Below are 12,854 nucleotides of genomic sequence, written 5' to 3'. Positions count from 1 at the left end.
GCGCCCGATGACCACTCTATCAGCGCCCATTGAACATGGCGCGATCTCCGTTCTGGGTCTCATTCTGTCCTCCGCCCGGCGCTGGCGCGAGGCCCGCGATACGGGGCTCGCAGTCCAGCCTCACTTGTTCAGCGAGCTCGCGTTCGAAGGTTTCGACATCATGGCGCCGGTGCTCGATAGCCTGATGCACCTCTATGAGGTCGTCTTGCGCCGCCCAATGCGCGTGGGCCGCGGCGGGGGCGCTTCCCAGGACGAGGATCTGCTGCTCGATCTCCTCACAGGCACGAAGCAGAGCCGGGACTCCTTCGGGAACACCGGTGCCATGGGCCGCACGTTCGAGACGGCACTGCTGTCTACCCGGATCATGCTGCGCAAGGCCTTTCCGATTCCGGCCGCCTACTGAGCGGTGTGGCGGCATGGCAATCAAGCTCAGCGTCTGTCGAACGTCGAAGCTTTCTCGTACATTTCCTGCCAGGCCGCTGCGGCGCGCAAACAGCGTTCCCGTACCTGGGGCAGGGAGGTTTCCTCGGCTTCTGCCAGGCATTCCTTGAGGCGCTGCAGATAGAATTCGCTGTTGCGCGGCGTGAGCCGAGGAGAACTGGATGAAAGCATGGCAATGACCTGTGGGGCGTTCTCTGGAGGTGCGACGGCGGGGCTTGGGACAGGTCAGGACTTACCCGATTTGGTGCCCCGTATCACCGCCGGTCGGATGCTTTGCGACCGTGATCGGCCAAGTCTGCGGTAGAATAGGCGAAAGCTGTCCTCTTCGTAGCCGATGGCCTCGTAGAAGCGTGCAGCGGCGTCGTTCTCGCTCCGCACCATCAGCTGGATCTTGGGCGCACCGAACTGCCCGAGCCATTCCTCGCAATGCAGGATCAGCTTGCGCCCGATGCCCCAGCGCCGGAAATCCTTGTCGACCCCGAGGTAGTAGATCCACCCGCGATGGCCATCCCATCCGGTCATGGCGGTTCCGATCAGATGCCCGGCCGCGAAAGCTCCGATGATGGTCGAACACGGTCCACCGAGCGCACGCTCGGCATCCGCGACCGGATCGTTCCATGGCCGGGTTAGCTCGCACGCCTCCCAAAGCTTCACAGCCTCACCGATGTCGGACGAGACAAGCGGACGAAATTCGATCACGTATCCGCCTCACTCTGCGTCATGTCGGGCCGTTCTTTGCGGAACCCGTGCATGCCGAACCACCACTGTAGGGCGATGATCGCGCCCTTGGCGGGCTGGAGCAACCCGATCATCAGGATCATCGCCAACGGCAGAATGATCATCATCAGTGCGGGCACGGACAGTTGCGCATCCCGAAGCAAAGCGATGATCAGCGGCGCCATCAAATGGCCGGTCAGGAAGATCGAGACATAGGCAGGAAAATCGTCCGCCTGGTGATGCATCCAGTCCTGTCCGCAATGCGGGCAGGACTGGATGGGTTTGAGGAAGCGGAGAAACAGTTTCGCTTCGTTGCACCGCGGGCATCGACCGCACAGGCCGCGCAACATGGCCTTCCAACCTGAGGCGGGGAGCACAGGGCTCCCCGTCAGGTCGCCAGCCTCATGCGCGGGTATCGGATCGGGACTGACCGGTATCCGGTCGAAGGGCGTCACCATGAAATCAGGCATCGAGCATGCCGGGCGGGGCTGCGGCCCGGATGGCATCATCGACATGCGCGGCAAACTGCATGAAATTGCGCCGGAAGCGGTCGGCGAGGGAACGCGCGGTCAGGTCATATGCATCGCGGTCGACCCAGGTGGAGCGAGGATCGAGTATCCCCCTGTCGACGCCGTTCACCGCGACGGGGACTTCAAAGCCGAAATTCGGATCGGTGCGGAAGTCGGATTTCTTGAGCGTTCCGGACAAGGCGGCGTTCAGCAATGCCCGCGTCACCTTGATCGGCATGCGTGAGCCCGTGCCATACTGACCGCCAGTCCAGCCGGTATTGACCAGCCAGCAATCGACTCCGCCGCTCGCGATGCGCTCACGCAGCAGATTGCCGTAGACGCTGGGGTGACGCGGCATGAAGGGTGCGCCGAAGCAGGTCGAGAAGGTCGCCTCGGGCTCGGTCACGCCAATCTCCGTACCGGCCACGCGCGCCGTGTAGCCCGATAGGAAGTGATACATCGCCTGTTCGGGTGTGAGCCTGGCGATCGGGGGTAGCACGCCGAAGGCGTCGGCTGTCAGCATGATGATGTTCTTGGGGACCGGCCCCATGTTTTCGCCCGAAGCGTTGGGGATGAAGTGGATCGGATAGGCGCCGCGGCTATTCTCGGCGAGCGAGGCGTCGTCGAGATCGAGCGCGCGGGTTTCCGGATCCATCACGACATTTTCGAGTATTGTCCCGAAGCGCTGCGTGGTGGCATGGATTTCCGGCTCGGCCTCGGCCGAGAGTCGGATCATCTTGGCATAACAACCGCCTTCGAAATTGAAGACGGCGGTATCCGACCAGCCATGTTCGTCGTCACCGATCAGCGTGCGCGAGGCATCGGCCGAGAGCGTGGTCTTGCCGGTTCCCGAAAGCCCGAAGAAGATCGCGGTATCGCCGTCAGGGCCTATGTTGGCCGAGCAGTGCATCGGCATGACGCCTTTTTCGGGCAGGACGTAATTGAGAACCGAAAAAACGGCCTTCTTCATCTCGCCGGCATAGCCGGTGCCGCCGATCAGGATCAGGCGCTGCGTGAAATCGACTGCGACGACCGTCTCCGAACGGCAGCCGTGACGCTCGGGATCGGCGCGGAAGCTTGGCAGGTCGATGATCATATAGTCAGCGCCGAAGGCCGCCAGCTCGTCGGTGCTGGGACGAACGAGCATGGTGCGCACGAAAGCGGAGTGCCAGGCGAGTTCGGTGACCACCCGCACCCCGACGCGATATTCCGCCTGCGAGCCGCCAAACAGATCCTGCACGAACACCGTGTCGAGCGAGGCGAGATGCTTGAAGAAATCCTCGCGCAGGTTGGCGAAGGCTTCGCCGCTCATCGGTTTGTTGGTCGCGCCCCACCAGACCGCCGTTTCGGTCTCGGCGTCCCTGACGATGAACTTGTCCTGGGCGGAGCGGCCCGTGTGCTTGCCTGTCTCGACTACCAGAGCGCCATGCTCGGACATGCGGCCTTCACTGCGGCGCAGTGCTATTTCGACGAGTTGGGGCGTGTTGAGGTTGCGATGCAGGGCACCGCCCGATTTGACAGCGATTTCGGGAAAGCTCGGGGTGAGCATCATGGCATTGTCCTCTCAACGTCGGAATTTGAATTGAAACAGATCAGCTTTCACGATCGTCCGGGGACGACCCGAACCTGAGCGAAAGCTTGCGGCGGTGCGGCTTCTCGGGTGCGAGCATGGGCGCCGGGGATGGAGCCGTCTCGTCTCGGCGTTTTCGGCGCGGCCGATATCGCTGCCGCTCGTTCGTGTTGCGATCGTCATCGCTCATCGCCTGAACCTCTGGTCGAAGCGACGATCTGCCGGTCGCCTTCCGCCAGGGCGTTGGCAATTTCAGAAACCAGGATCGAAGCTTCAATCGGGGTAAGTGCGGCTTCGTAAAGCGAACCATCGGCCTCGTGGAGTGTCAGCACGACCCGGAAGTTCTGCAGAGCCTGCGAAATCGGGCTCAATTGGGCCGTCACCCTGCTGACGGGCAAGCGCGAATGCGCTTCGCCGACAGCGGGATCGCTCCCCACAGTACCTGATTCAGCGGATGGCATAAGTCATATATACAAATAGCCTTCTGATTTGATAAGACTGCTATTTGATGTATTAAACATCATGGAGTTCGCATGATCACTTCGCAGCAGATGCGGGCCGCGCGTGCCCTTCTTGGGCTGGACCAGCGCCAGCTGGCCGAACTGGCGGGGCTGTCGCTGCCCACGATCCAGCGGATGGAATCCTCCGATGGGCAGGTGCGCGGCGTGGTCGACACGCTGGTCAAGGTGATCACCGCGTTCGAGAGCGCTGGCATCGAACTGCTTGGCGAAAATGCGCCGAGCACCGGCGTGGGACGCGGCGTGCGGCTGCGTGAAACTGCCAGCAGCCGATCGCGCAATCCTGTGCCGTCGATGCTCTACGACAAGGCTCCCATCGAGCAGGCAGCCTCCGAGGACGCCGAGCGGTGACGACGACGTCCTATACGCCCAAGCTCATCACGGCACTGCGCGAAGGCTATTCGGCGACGACGTTCCGCGCCGACGCCATTGCCGGACTGACTGTCGCCATCGTTGCCCTGCCGCTCGCCATGGCGCTTGGCATTGCGAGCGGCGCATCGCCCGACAAGGGGCTGGTGACCGCCGTTGTCGCCGGTTTCCTGATCTCGGCGCTTGGCGGATCGCGGGTGCAAGTGGGCGGGCCCACGGGCGCCTTCGTCGTCGTCGTCTTCAACGTCATTGCCCAGCATGGCTATGACGGGTTGCTGATCGCAACATTGCTTGCCGGTGCAATCCTGATCGTGGCCGGGGCCGCCCGCCTCGGGCAGATGATCAAATATATCCCGCATCCGGTGGTCACCGGCTTTACCGCCGGGATCGCGGTGATCATCGCCTCGAGCCAGGTGAAGGACTTTCTCGGGCTGGCGATCAATTCGGTGCCTGCGGATTTCCTCCCCAAATGGCAGGCCTATTTCGGCGCCATTTCGACCATCCAGTGGACGACGGTTGCTGTCGGGACGGGGGCGTTAGCTATCATTGTCGGGCTTCGCCGTTACGCGCCGAAACTGCCTGGCTTCCTCATCGCGGTGGTCGTGAGTTCCGTCGTCGTGGCGCTCTTGAAGCTGCCGGTCGATACCATCGGTTCGCGCTTCCCGCATCTCCCTGCCGGACTGCCGATGCCATCGCTTCCAGCATTTTCCCTCGCCAAGGTGAACGAGGTTCTGCCCTCGGCCTTCACCATTGCTTTCCTCGCCGGAATCGAAGCGCTGCTCTCCGCCGTTGTGGCCGATGGCATGGCAGGAACGCGCCATCGGTCCAATCAGGAGCTGATCGGACAAGGCATCGCCAATGTCGCATCCGCGCTGTTTGGCGGCCTGCCGGCGACCGGCGCCATTGCCCGTACCGCGACCAATATTCGATCCGGCGCCAGGACACCGATTGCGGGCATGATGCATGCGGCCTTCCTGCTGATCTTCGTTCTCTTCGCCACCGATCTCATGGCTTATGTGCCGATGGCCGCGCTTGCCGCGATCCTGTTCATGGTCGCCTGGGGAATGAGCGAATACGAACGTTTCCTGGCGCTGCTGCGGATGCCGGGCACCGATCGGGCCGTGCTGCTGCTGACCTTCGGCCTAACAGTGCTGGTCGACCTGACAGTTGCGATCGGGGTTGGGGTCACGCTCGCCTCCTTGCTGTTCATGGCGCGCATGGCCGAGGCGGTCGAGGTCGATGCGGGCGTGACGAACGATCCCGAACTCGACGCCGAGGACATGCACCAGCGCGATGCGCTGCCACCCGGCGTCGAGGTCTTCCGGATCAACGGGCCGTTCTTCTTCGGCGTGGCCGGAGAGCTCCTCGACACGCTGCGCCGGGTCGGTGAGCCGCCCAAGGCCATCATCTTGCGCATGCGCCTCGTGCCGCTGCTCGATACCAGCGGGGTGCAGGCGCTCGAAAAGTTCGTCGAGCAGGCCCGTATTGCCGGCGCTCGGGTCATCCTGTCGGGTGTCAGGCCGCAGCCATTCAGCATGCTTAAGCGCGCGCGTCTTGGCAGATCCTCGGGCAAGCTCACCTATGCTCCGGACTATGCCAAAGCGATTGCCGCCGCAGCAAAGGTCGTTGGAGAAGCCTGACATGGCCGGATCGCCAAAATCGAGGCATTTACGCCTCCATGTGGGTCGGGTCGCGGATCGCCGCATGTTCAGGCTCGCTCTCGGTCTGGCCTTTCTGGCGGGATTTATTGACGCGACCGGATTTATCCTTCTCGGCGGGATTTTCGTCGCCTCGCCAGAAACCTTTGCCACGATGTTCGCAGTGAACCTGGGAAGTGGTTGGGGCAGGGCCGCCCTGATTGGCCTGCTGGTCATTGGCGTAGTGTCCGGCGCCATGGCGGGAACGCGCATCGTTCACCGCAGCGGCCAGAACCGCCGGGCCGCAATCATCGCGATCGTGGCTTGCTTGCTCGCCATTGCCTTCGGTTTGGTCTTGCGGGGAATTGCCTATTGGCCGGGCCTCTTCCTCTCCGCCGCCATTGGCATGGCGCACTGCGCGCTCGATGGTTCCGATGACCTTGTCGCCCAAGCCATGTCGGCAACGCATCAACTGGTCCGGCTCGGTGAAGGACTGGCCGATCTGTGCCTTGGGCGTAAAGCGGCGAATCTGTCCACGCCGTTGTGGTTTGGCCTTACGTTCCTCGGCGGTGCCATCGTAGCAGTGCTGAGCCACTTTGTCCTTGCGAGCGCCAGCCTCGGCCTGGGAACGGTTGCCGCCGCAATTCTTATCCCGATTGCCCTTGCCGCGGATCGCGCAGGCAGTCGCAGAGCGTAACGCACAATCTGGAGAGCCAAGTGAACGACGAAGACTATGTCTATGACGACGAATCCGGCGAATGGATGCCGGCGGCCGAACTGGCTACGCGCCGCGCCGAGGCCGAACGGGTCGAGGTGCGCGATGCCGTGGGCAACGTGCTGGCCGATGGAGATCAGGTCACATTGATCAAGGATCTCGAGGTCAAGGGCGCGGGGCAGACGCTGCGGCGCGGCACCCTCATCAAGTCGATCCGGCTCACCGGCGACCCCCAGGAAATCGATTGTAGATATGACGGCATCAAGGGCCTGGTACTGCGCGCCGAATTCGTCCGGAAACGCTGAACTTCTGAACTACCAGACCTGAATCTGCAGCCCGGCGGACAGTCTGTCTGTCGGCCGGGGTTTGCGCGGCCGACGTTGGCCGAAATGTCATGGAGGAAGTGGGGAAGGGAGAGTGCGCCCGGACGATCGGGTGCGATCCCTGGAGACCCTCATGACGCAGCACGATCCCATTCTTGACCCGCTCTTTGTCGAGAGCTTTAACGCCGACCTCGAGGCGCTGAACAGCCCGGCGCGTATCGCGATGACCAAATTGTCGTCCGGCGCCGTTGTGTTCGAACTGCTCGATGACGAGGGCCAGTTCGTCACCTTGTTCCCGGCGTCCGCCACGCCCGAAGTTACCGCCGCCGCCTATCGGCTCTATGGCCAGGGTCTCAATCGCGGCCTTCGCGCGGGCGAGGATCTTGCCTGGTCCAAGCTGCGCCACCTTATCGGTGCGGCCGCCGCCGAACGCTGACCCGCGCCGGAAACGGCAAACATCGCTCAACCGGCGACCGCGCTTCTCAATTCCATTCCGCCCCCCTCAGGCCAGGTTCCCAGAACCGGCGACCACGATGGCTGCCTAAATATTGGGCAGTCGAGACAAGGGCCGGGGTGGGCGATAGCGGCAGGTGGTCGCCCACTTTTTCAAGGAGATCGACTATGGCTGATCGAGCCAGTGCATCCATCATGATCGGCGGCGCCATCGCTCGGGGCTGCATTCCGGGTCTCATCGCCGCGATCGCGGCGGATGGTGGCCGCGCCGACGGGGAGGGCGAGGCCGTGGACGACATGTCCATCCGCGACGGCAAGACCTTGGAAGCCTTTGCCTACGAATTGCCCGGCGGCATTTTCCAGGAGGCCGAGAGCTTCTGCGAACAACACCGGCTGCCGTTCGTGCGCTCTTCGGCAAGCTGTGCCGGTGCCTTCGGACCCGAGCGGGTCATCTATACCGGCGAGATGCCCACCGTTCAGTTCGACACGACCGAGTATGACGAGGTCGTTTTGACGCGGTTCGGTTATCGTAATCTTGGCTCGCTTGAGGCGGTCGAAGACTGGTTCGCTTCGGCGGAGTTTTCGCCGCCGCCGTTCTCGATCATAGAGGGCGGGGAGGCTTCCGCCCCGGGATGCGAGGCCTGCCATGGCTGACTACCATACGCAGGGCAGCTTTGCGTTCACCTGCAACCATGCGGAAATGGCGCTGATCGAAGAAGCCTTCCAGGCGAGTTGCGATCTGCAGGACAGGAATGGTCAGAGCGCGCCGTCACCTGAGTTTATCGCGGCCTTCCCGCCGGTAACACCGGACGCCCCCTGGAGCGGATTCCTCGCCATCTTTCCCGATCCGGATTTTCCGAACTTCGGGGTCGAGTTCGAGGGTGGCAACACGCTTGACCGGCCGGAGGTCAGCACGGTTCATCTCTATAGCACGACCGACTTCCAGCCCGATGCCCTCGCACACCTCATCCAGCATTGCTGCCAGTGCAGGCCCCGATCGGCTTCGAGTGGGCCTGTAGCTGCTCACGTGCCCGGATCGGCGAATTTTCCGGCGGTTGGTGCGCGGTCTTTGCCGATCGGATCGAGATCGAGACGACCGGCGAGGCGCTTTCCCGCGCGATCGAGGGCGGGATCGTCTGATGGACGCCGACCTCTCCCTGGGTGATCCGTGGGGCGAGCATCCCGATCATCCCGTTGCCGATTGGCAGGCCGAGGTTGCGGCCAGCGACACAAGGCTTGGCTACTGGGCCTGGGTCGCCGCGCGGCTCGACTGAATCTCTCAAAACAAGGAAAACATCATGACACAGGCTTTGCCCGTGGGCGCACCCGCGCGCCTCTACAGCGAGACCGCGCACGACGAGCGGGGTAATTTTCACTATCAGGGCGATCTCTATCGCCCGGCCGACGATTTGCCGACCCTGTGTCGCCGGATCGAAAAGCACCTTGTCAGCCAGTTCCCCGAAATCCGCTTCACTATTCGTAGCGAGCGTTTTTCCGGCGGTCGCAAGATCTCTGCCGAAGTCCTCGACGCGCCGGACGATTTGTCCACACGGGAAGCGCAAGAAGCCTTCATCGTCAGGGTGCGCGACCAGATCGAGCGCTTCGGCTTCTGTCGCACCAATCCCCTGCAGGACTACTGGAACTGCTCATTTTACTCGGAAGTCGCCATTCGGCAGGCCTATTGGGGAGCGCTTGCAGCCCGGCGCGGCAAGGCCAATCCCGTCGACGATCTGGTATCCCTGGCGAGCTTCAAAAAGCGCCTGAAACCTGGTGACAGCCTGACCCTGCTGCACGCGCCCTACAAGCATCGGGCACTGGGTACGGCCCGCAGGGTCATCCAGATTCGCTCGAAGGATTTCGTGTTCGAGGGGCGCAGCTATTGCGACTTTCCGCGCGCCGCCAACTTTGCCTGCGACGGACGCCTGGTGCGGATCGCCGTCGGCAACGAGCACGAGCCAGACGCTCATTTGCTCTATGAATGGCAACCTATCGCAGCCTGAGGACCGCAGCGCTGGAGGGAGGGGGGTGGGAGAGGGTGAGCGCGGATGCGGCGATGCACCGGCTCTTCCACCTCAGTTCCCAGGAGCAGCTTCATGGCCAGTCTTGCCCGTATAATCGACCGCGATGTCCTCGACCATCCGGCGCCTGCCGGCTTCTCTAGCGACCGCCCAGTCAACACCGGCTACCGGGTCGATATCTCCCGTGGCCGCAATGTCAGCCGGGTCTCGTCCGAATGGTTCTCCCGGCCCGACGACGAACGTTTCCTTTCGCTCACCGAACTGCACGACAGCGTCCGCAGGCGCGCCGACCGCGCCACCACCCGCATCGTTGAAAGCAAGGCAGTGCGGGTCGAGGCGCGCAGCGACAATCCCGAACGCCTGTCGCTGATCGTGCCCGACGACGATCGGCCGATCGCGCCCACCAACTGGTCATTCGGCCAGCTCGCCAGCTTGGTCGGCGCGCCCGCATCCTATCTGCGCACGCTGCCCGCTGCGCTCGCTGGCATCAATATGCAACACGGCCTCCTTTCCCATCGCGGCGAGCAGGTCAAACTGCTCCAGACCGATGACAGCCGCACCGAACTGCGCGCCGTGACCGGTCCGGATTACGGTCGTATCTGGGATCACGAACTCGTGAGTGCCGTCATGCGGATCGCCGGGGACGGCGTCGGAGACACCCGCTGGAAGGTTCCCGGCGTGTTGGACTGGGGTAGCATGGTCTACAACCCGCATGTTGATGTCAGCCTGGAGACGACCACCCTTTATGCCTCGGACCGTGACGTGTTTTTGTTCCTCGTCGATGACACCCATCCGATCGAGGCGGGCAAGCTCCCCAATGGCGAACCCGATCTCTACTTCCGCGGCTTTTACTGTTGGAACTCAGAAGTCGGTTCCAAGTCGCTGGGAATAGCAACATTTTACCTGCGCGCGGTGTGTATGAATCGAAACCTCTGGGGCGTCGAGAATTTCGAGGAAATCAACATCCGTCACTCGAAATTCGCGGCAAACCGCTTCGCGCACGAAGCCGCGCCCGCGCTCGAACATTTTGCCGACTCCTCGCCGCAGAGCTTCATCCATGGGATCAAGCAAGCCCGCGAGCGGATCGTCGCCCGCAAGGACGATGACCGCGAGGACTTCCTGCGGAAACGCGGTTTCTCCAAGGCGGAGACCTCGAAGATCATCACCGCCGTGTTGGTCGAAGAAGGCCACCCGCCGGAAAGCCTCTATGATTTCGTGCAGGGAATTACCGCCCATGCCCGGACCAAGACCAATCAGGACACGAGGCTGGAGCTGGAAGGCAAGGCGCGCAAGCTGCTCGAACGGGTGAGCTGAGTGGACCGGCACCATGCCGGTGTCACACCTTTGGTGGCGGCACACCGGCATGGTGCTTTCCTTTTTTCAACAAGGAGACGTCCATGGAATTCGGGCGCTATCTCGTGCTCAGCACTGTCCATATCTGCATGAAGACCGCCGACCTGCTCGACGCCTGGGCTGTGCTCGAGCCGTCCAGCCGCCCGCTTGCCGTCGCCTCGACGCATTATGGCTGGTTCATTCCCACCCGTGAGCCCGAGGAATCTGATCGTCAGCTGATCCCCGAGGAGGTGCTGGCCGCCATGCGACTCGGGCGCGAGCAGGCCTGCGATTATCTGCTGTTCGACTGCGATGCCGGCGAAATCACCGACCTGACCATATTTCCCTGGTAGCGCCGCGCGGGGGCATGGGTCTTGGCAGCGCGGGCCAGGCTGTCGCCGCTGGCAAGGCTCATGCGGATCAGAATTTTACGGTCGCTAGCCATTATGCGCTATGGTTGAGCGACCATCGCGCAGGGAGCCGTGCGGTTCGTGGGACTTCCCTCACCATGGGGTTCCATCCTTGTGGTTGAAGCGCCAGCCGCCCTCGGACCATGCGGCGGCCAGGTCATCCTCGGGATATTCGCCCTGGTCGGTGGCACTCCGGTCGCCCACTTCTAGATAGTGGACGTCCTCCCCGGTAAGATTGACCAGATGATGGGCCATGCCTCCCGCCGGGAACCCTATGCACATCCCCGGTGCCAGCGGAACCTCGCCTGCGTCGGTGCGCAAAGTGGGGCGACCGGAGAGGATGTAGATAAACTCTTCCTGCTCTGTATGCCGATGCAGCAGGGCGGATTGCGCGCCCGGCGGCAGCACGGTGAGGTTCACCCCAAAGCGCGACAGGCCAAAGGCATCGCCAAGCTGGCGCTTGACCCGACCAGATACGCGCGCGGCAAACTGCGGCGGGTAGTTGGAGGGCTTCGCGCGTGGCGCGATGTCCATGGCGCGGCGTGGCACCGGGGGAGAAGTGGTCATGCGATTTGCCTCCGCGTGATCGTCAAGAATTGTCGGCCTGATGACAGACAATGCATATCTTGTTGCCGTCGAGATCCCGGAAATAGGCACCGTAGTAATGGGCGTGATACTGTGGTCGTAAACCCGGGGCGCCCTCGCTCGTTGCGCCGGCTGCTATTGCGATCGCGTAGGTGTGGTCGACCGTGGCGCGATCAGGCGCCAGCAGGGCCACCATGCCGCCGTTGCCCGGATCGGCCGCTTGCCCGTCGAAAGGCGGACCAAGTACGAAAAGCGGGCGGGTCGACTCCGCCGGGTTCCAGATCACCAGATGCGAGGGGGCTTCGGAATGCCGACGGCGCCACCCCAGTTCACCCATGATCGGGGCATAGAAGTCGCTCGCCCGATCAAGGTCATTCGCGCCGACAAAGACATGGGAAATCATCGCTGCACTCCTTGAAGAGAGTTTGACACGTTCACGCGCGTCAGAGGATTTTTGCTTCGATTTCGTTGAGATAGAGGAATTCCGGCGCGCAAACGCCCGCGACACGCCGGATCTCGACCAACCTCGGGGATTCGAAGAAAGCGCGCGCCGCGTCCAGCGAGGTCCAGCGAGAAAAGTGGACGACGCGCCTTGCATCCGTGTCATAGGCCAGAAGCTGATAGGCTATCTCGCCCGCCTCCCGCCGGATCGTCGCGGCATCATCGAAGATCGCCTTCCACCTCTCGTAGTCCTCGACCTCATGGATGATGAGGACATGGAATCCATCTACGCCTTCCAAAGGGGTGGTCACATCCGGACTCCAGTGTGGGCTAGGATATCCACGACGAAGCCCAGCCACATGGCGAACAACGCGACGCTCGAGGCAATATAGACGCGAGCACGGGTCCTGATCGTATTGGGGCCGATGTGGATGATGCTATGCACCAGCCGAAGGGCGACAAAGACCCAGGCCAGCGCAACCTGTATGCCCGACGCGTTGCCCGTCACGATCAGCAGGGGCACCAGAGCAAAATAGAGCACGGGCATTTCGAACAGGTTGGCCAGGTTCTGCGCGGGCCGTTCGACGGGGCGAAAATAGTGCCCAACGGCTTCCGCGCTAGCGAAGTCGGCAGCCGTCGGCCGGTTGGCGGCAATATGGGCGAAGCGCTGCCGCAGAAGCACCGACCAGACCGAGAATATCACTGCAGCCATCGCCACTGTTGGCCAGATAATGGCCAGATTCGTGTCCCTCATCGCTGCGCGCCTCCTCGCTTATCAACCTATTCTGAGTCCATTTTACATACTTAGATATAGAC

At 62.6% G+C, this 12,854-nt stretch carries 21 protein-coding genes; 12 read left to right on the top strand and 9 right to left on the bottom strand.

The annotated features are described in order from the left end of the window. Positions 1 to 7: 7 nt before the first annotated feature. Positions 8 to 403, top strand: coding sequence for a hypothetical protein (locus tag EQG66_RS01035; protein ID WP_066765447.1), 396 nt, complete (start codon positions 8 to 10; stop codon positions 401 to 403). 26 nt (positions 404 to 429) lie between these two features. Here EQG66_RS01035 and EQG66_RS01030 read toward each other — a convergent pair whose 3' ends face one another. The 5 genes from EQG66_RS01030 to EQG66_RS01010 form a co-directional block, all read right to left on the bottom strand. Beyond that, on the bottom strand, positions 430 to 612 hold the full coding sequence (locus EQG66_RS01030) for a hypothetical protein (RefSeq protein ID WP_066765449.1): 183 nt from the start codon (positions 610 to 612) through the stop codon (positions 430 to 432). A 54-nt stretch (positions 613 to 666) separates the two neighbouring features. Further along, positions 667 to 1,140 carry a GNAT family acetyltransferase gene (locus EQG66_RS01025; RefSeq protein WP_082733461.1) on the bottom strand — a complete coding sequence of 158 codons (474 nt, stop codon included), beginning with the start codon at positions 1,138 to 1,140 and terminating at the stop codon, positions 667 to 669. Continuing rightward, a complete protein-coding gene (locus EQG66_RS01020; protein ID WP_245987789.1) occupies positions 1,137 to 1,508 on the bottom strand; it encodes a DUF983 domain-containing protein in 372 nt (123 codons plus the stop codon). The genes EQG66_RS01025 and EQG66_RS01020 overlap by 4 nt, the downstream gene beginning before the upstream one ends. A 112-nt stretch (positions 1,509 to 1,620) precedes the next feature. Continuing rightward, entirely contained in the window at positions 1,621 to 3,219 is a 1,599-nt protein-coding gene (locus tag EQG66_RS01015) for a phosphoenolpyruvate carboxykinase (protein ID WP_066765451.1), read from the bottom strand. Positions 3,220 to 3,416: 197 nt separating this feature from the next. Beyond that, positions 3,417 to 3,608: a hypothetical protein gene (locus EQG66_RS01010; protein ID WP_164975554.1), complete on the bottom strand. Its 192-nt coding sequence runs from the start codon at positions 3,606 to 3,608 to the stop codon at positions 3,417 to 3,419. Positions 3,609 to 3,770: 162 nt separating this feature from the next. Between EQG66_RS01010 and EQG66_RS01005 the strand changes: the two genes are divergently transcribed. The 11 genes from EQG66_RS01005 (at position 3,771) to EQG66_RS00960 (ending at position 10,955) form a co-directional block, all read left to right on the top strand. Continuing rightward, complete coding sequence (locus tag EQG66_RS01005; protein WP_129402673.1) at positions 3,771 to 4,106, top strand: helix-turn-helix domain-containing protein; 336 nt, start codon at positions 3,771 to 3,773, stop codon at positions 4,104 to 4,106. Then, positions 4,103 to 5,764 carry a SulP family inorganic anion transporter gene (locus EQG66_RS01000; protein WP_129402672.1) on the top strand — a complete coding sequence of 554 codons (1,662 nt, stop codon included), beginning with the start codon at positions 4,103 to 4,105 and terminating at the stop codon, positions 5,762 to 5,764. Before EQG66_RS01005 ends, EQG66_RS01000 begins: the two co-directional genes overlap by 4 nt. A gap of 64 nt (positions 5,765 to 5,828) precedes the next feature. Continuing rightward, positions 5,829 to 6,458 carry a DUF1275 family protein gene (locus tag EQG66_RS00995; RefSeq protein WP_164975553.1) on the top strand — a complete coding sequence of 210 codons (630 nt, stop codon included), beginning with the start codon at positions 5,829 to 5,831 and terminating at the stop codon, positions 6,456 to 6,458. 65 nt (positions 6,459 to 6,523) lie between these two features. Further along, positions 6,524 to 6,781 carry an alkylphosphonate utilization protein gene (locus EQG66_RS00990; RefSeq protein ID WP_066765563.1) on the top strand — a complete coding sequence of 86 codons (258 nt, stop codon included), beginning with the start codon at positions 6,524 to 6,526 and terminating at the stop codon, positions 6,779 to 6,781. Positions 6,782 to 6,932: 151 nt separating this feature from the next. After that, positions 6,933 to 7,235 carry a hypothetical protein gene (locus EQG66_RS00985; protein ID WP_129402670.1) on the top strand — a complete coding sequence of 101 codons (303 nt, stop codon included), beginning with the start codon at positions 6,933 to 6,935 and terminating at the stop codon, positions 7,233 to 7,235. Between the two features lie 185 nt (positions 7,236 to 7,420). Next, complete coding sequence (locus EQG66_RS00980) at positions 7,421 to 7,906, top strand: hypothetical protein (RefSeq protein ID WP_129402669.1); 486 nt, start codon at positions 7,421 to 7,423, stop codon at positions 7,904 to 7,906. 330 nt (positions 7,907 to 8,236) lie between these two features. Beyond that, positions 8,237 to 8,392, top strand: a complete 156-nt coding sequence (locus tag EQG66_RS15490; RefSeq protein WP_245987765.1) for a hypothetical protein — start codon at positions 8,237 to 8,239, stop codon at positions 8,390 to 8,392. After that, positions 8,392 to 8,526 carry a hypothetical protein gene (locus tag EQG66_RS15685; RefSeq protein ID WP_281273881.1) on the top strand — a complete coding sequence of 45 codons (135 nt, stop codon included), beginning with the start codon at positions 8,392 to 8,394 and terminating at the stop codon, positions 8,524 to 8,526. The genes EQG66_RS15490 and EQG66_RS15685 overlap by 1 nt, the downstream gene beginning before the upstream one ends. Before the next feature lie 24 nt (positions 8,527 to 8,550). After that, a complete protein-coding gene (locus EQG66_RS00970; RefSeq protein ID WP_129402668.1) occupies positions 8,551 to 9,252 on the top strand; it encodes a hypothetical protein in 702 nt (233 codons plus the stop codon). 93 nt (positions 9,253 to 9,345) lie between these two features. Then, positions 9,346 to 10,584, top strand: a complete 1,239-nt coding sequence (locus tag EQG66_RS00965; RefSeq protein ID WP_342775088.1) for a DUF932 domain-containing protein — start codon at positions 9,346 to 9,348, stop codon at positions 10,582 to 10,584. An 83-nt stretch (positions 10,585 to 10,667) separates the two neighbouring features. After that, a complete protein-coding gene (locus EQG66_RS00960) occupies positions 10,668 to 10,955 on the top strand; it encodes a DUF5983 family protein (RefSeq protein ID WP_129402667.1) in 288 nt (95 codons plus the stop codon). A gap of 150 nt (positions 10,956 to 11,105) precedes the next feature. Here the strand turns inward: EQG66_RS00960 and EQG66_RS00955 are convergent, their stop codons facing one another. From EQG66_RS00955 to EQG66_RS00940, 4 genes are read right to left on the bottom strand one after another with little or no spacing between them, the layout of a single operon-like run. After that, a complete protein-coding gene (locus tag EQG66_RS00955) occupies positions 11,106 to 11,579 on the bottom strand; it encodes a cupin domain-containing protein (RefSeq protein WP_129402666.1) in 474 nt (157 codons plus the stop codon). Between the two features lie 22 nt (positions 11,580 to 11,601). Then, a complete protein-coding gene (locus EQG66_RS00950) occupies positions 11,602 to 12,000 on the bottom strand; it encodes a VOC family protein (protein ID WP_129402665.1) in 399 nt (132 codons plus the stop codon). A 40-nt stretch (positions 12,001 to 12,040) separates the two neighbouring features. Continuing rightward, entirely contained in the window at positions 12,041 to 12,349 is a 309-nt protein-coding gene (locus tag EQG66_RS00945) for an antibiotic biosynthesis monooxygenase (protein ID WP_220428616.1), read from the bottom strand. Continuing rightward, entirely contained in the window at positions 12,346 to 12,792 is a 447-nt protein-coding gene (locus tag EQG66_RS00940; protein ID WP_129402664.1) for an MAPEG family protein, read from the bottom strand. The genes EQG66_RS00945 and EQG66_RS00940 overlap by 4 nt, the downstream gene beginning before the upstream one ends. Between the last annotated feature and the right edge of the window lie 62 nt (positions 12,793 to 12,854).

Source organism: Sphingobium fluviale (genome assembly GCF_004122115.1).
In the GTDB taxonomy this organism is placed as follows: Bacteria; Pseudomonadota; Alphaproteobacteria; order Sphingomonadales; family Sphingomonadaceae; genus Sphingobium; species Sphingobium fluviale.
This window is presented reverse-complemented; position numbering and strand designations above follow the sequence as displayed.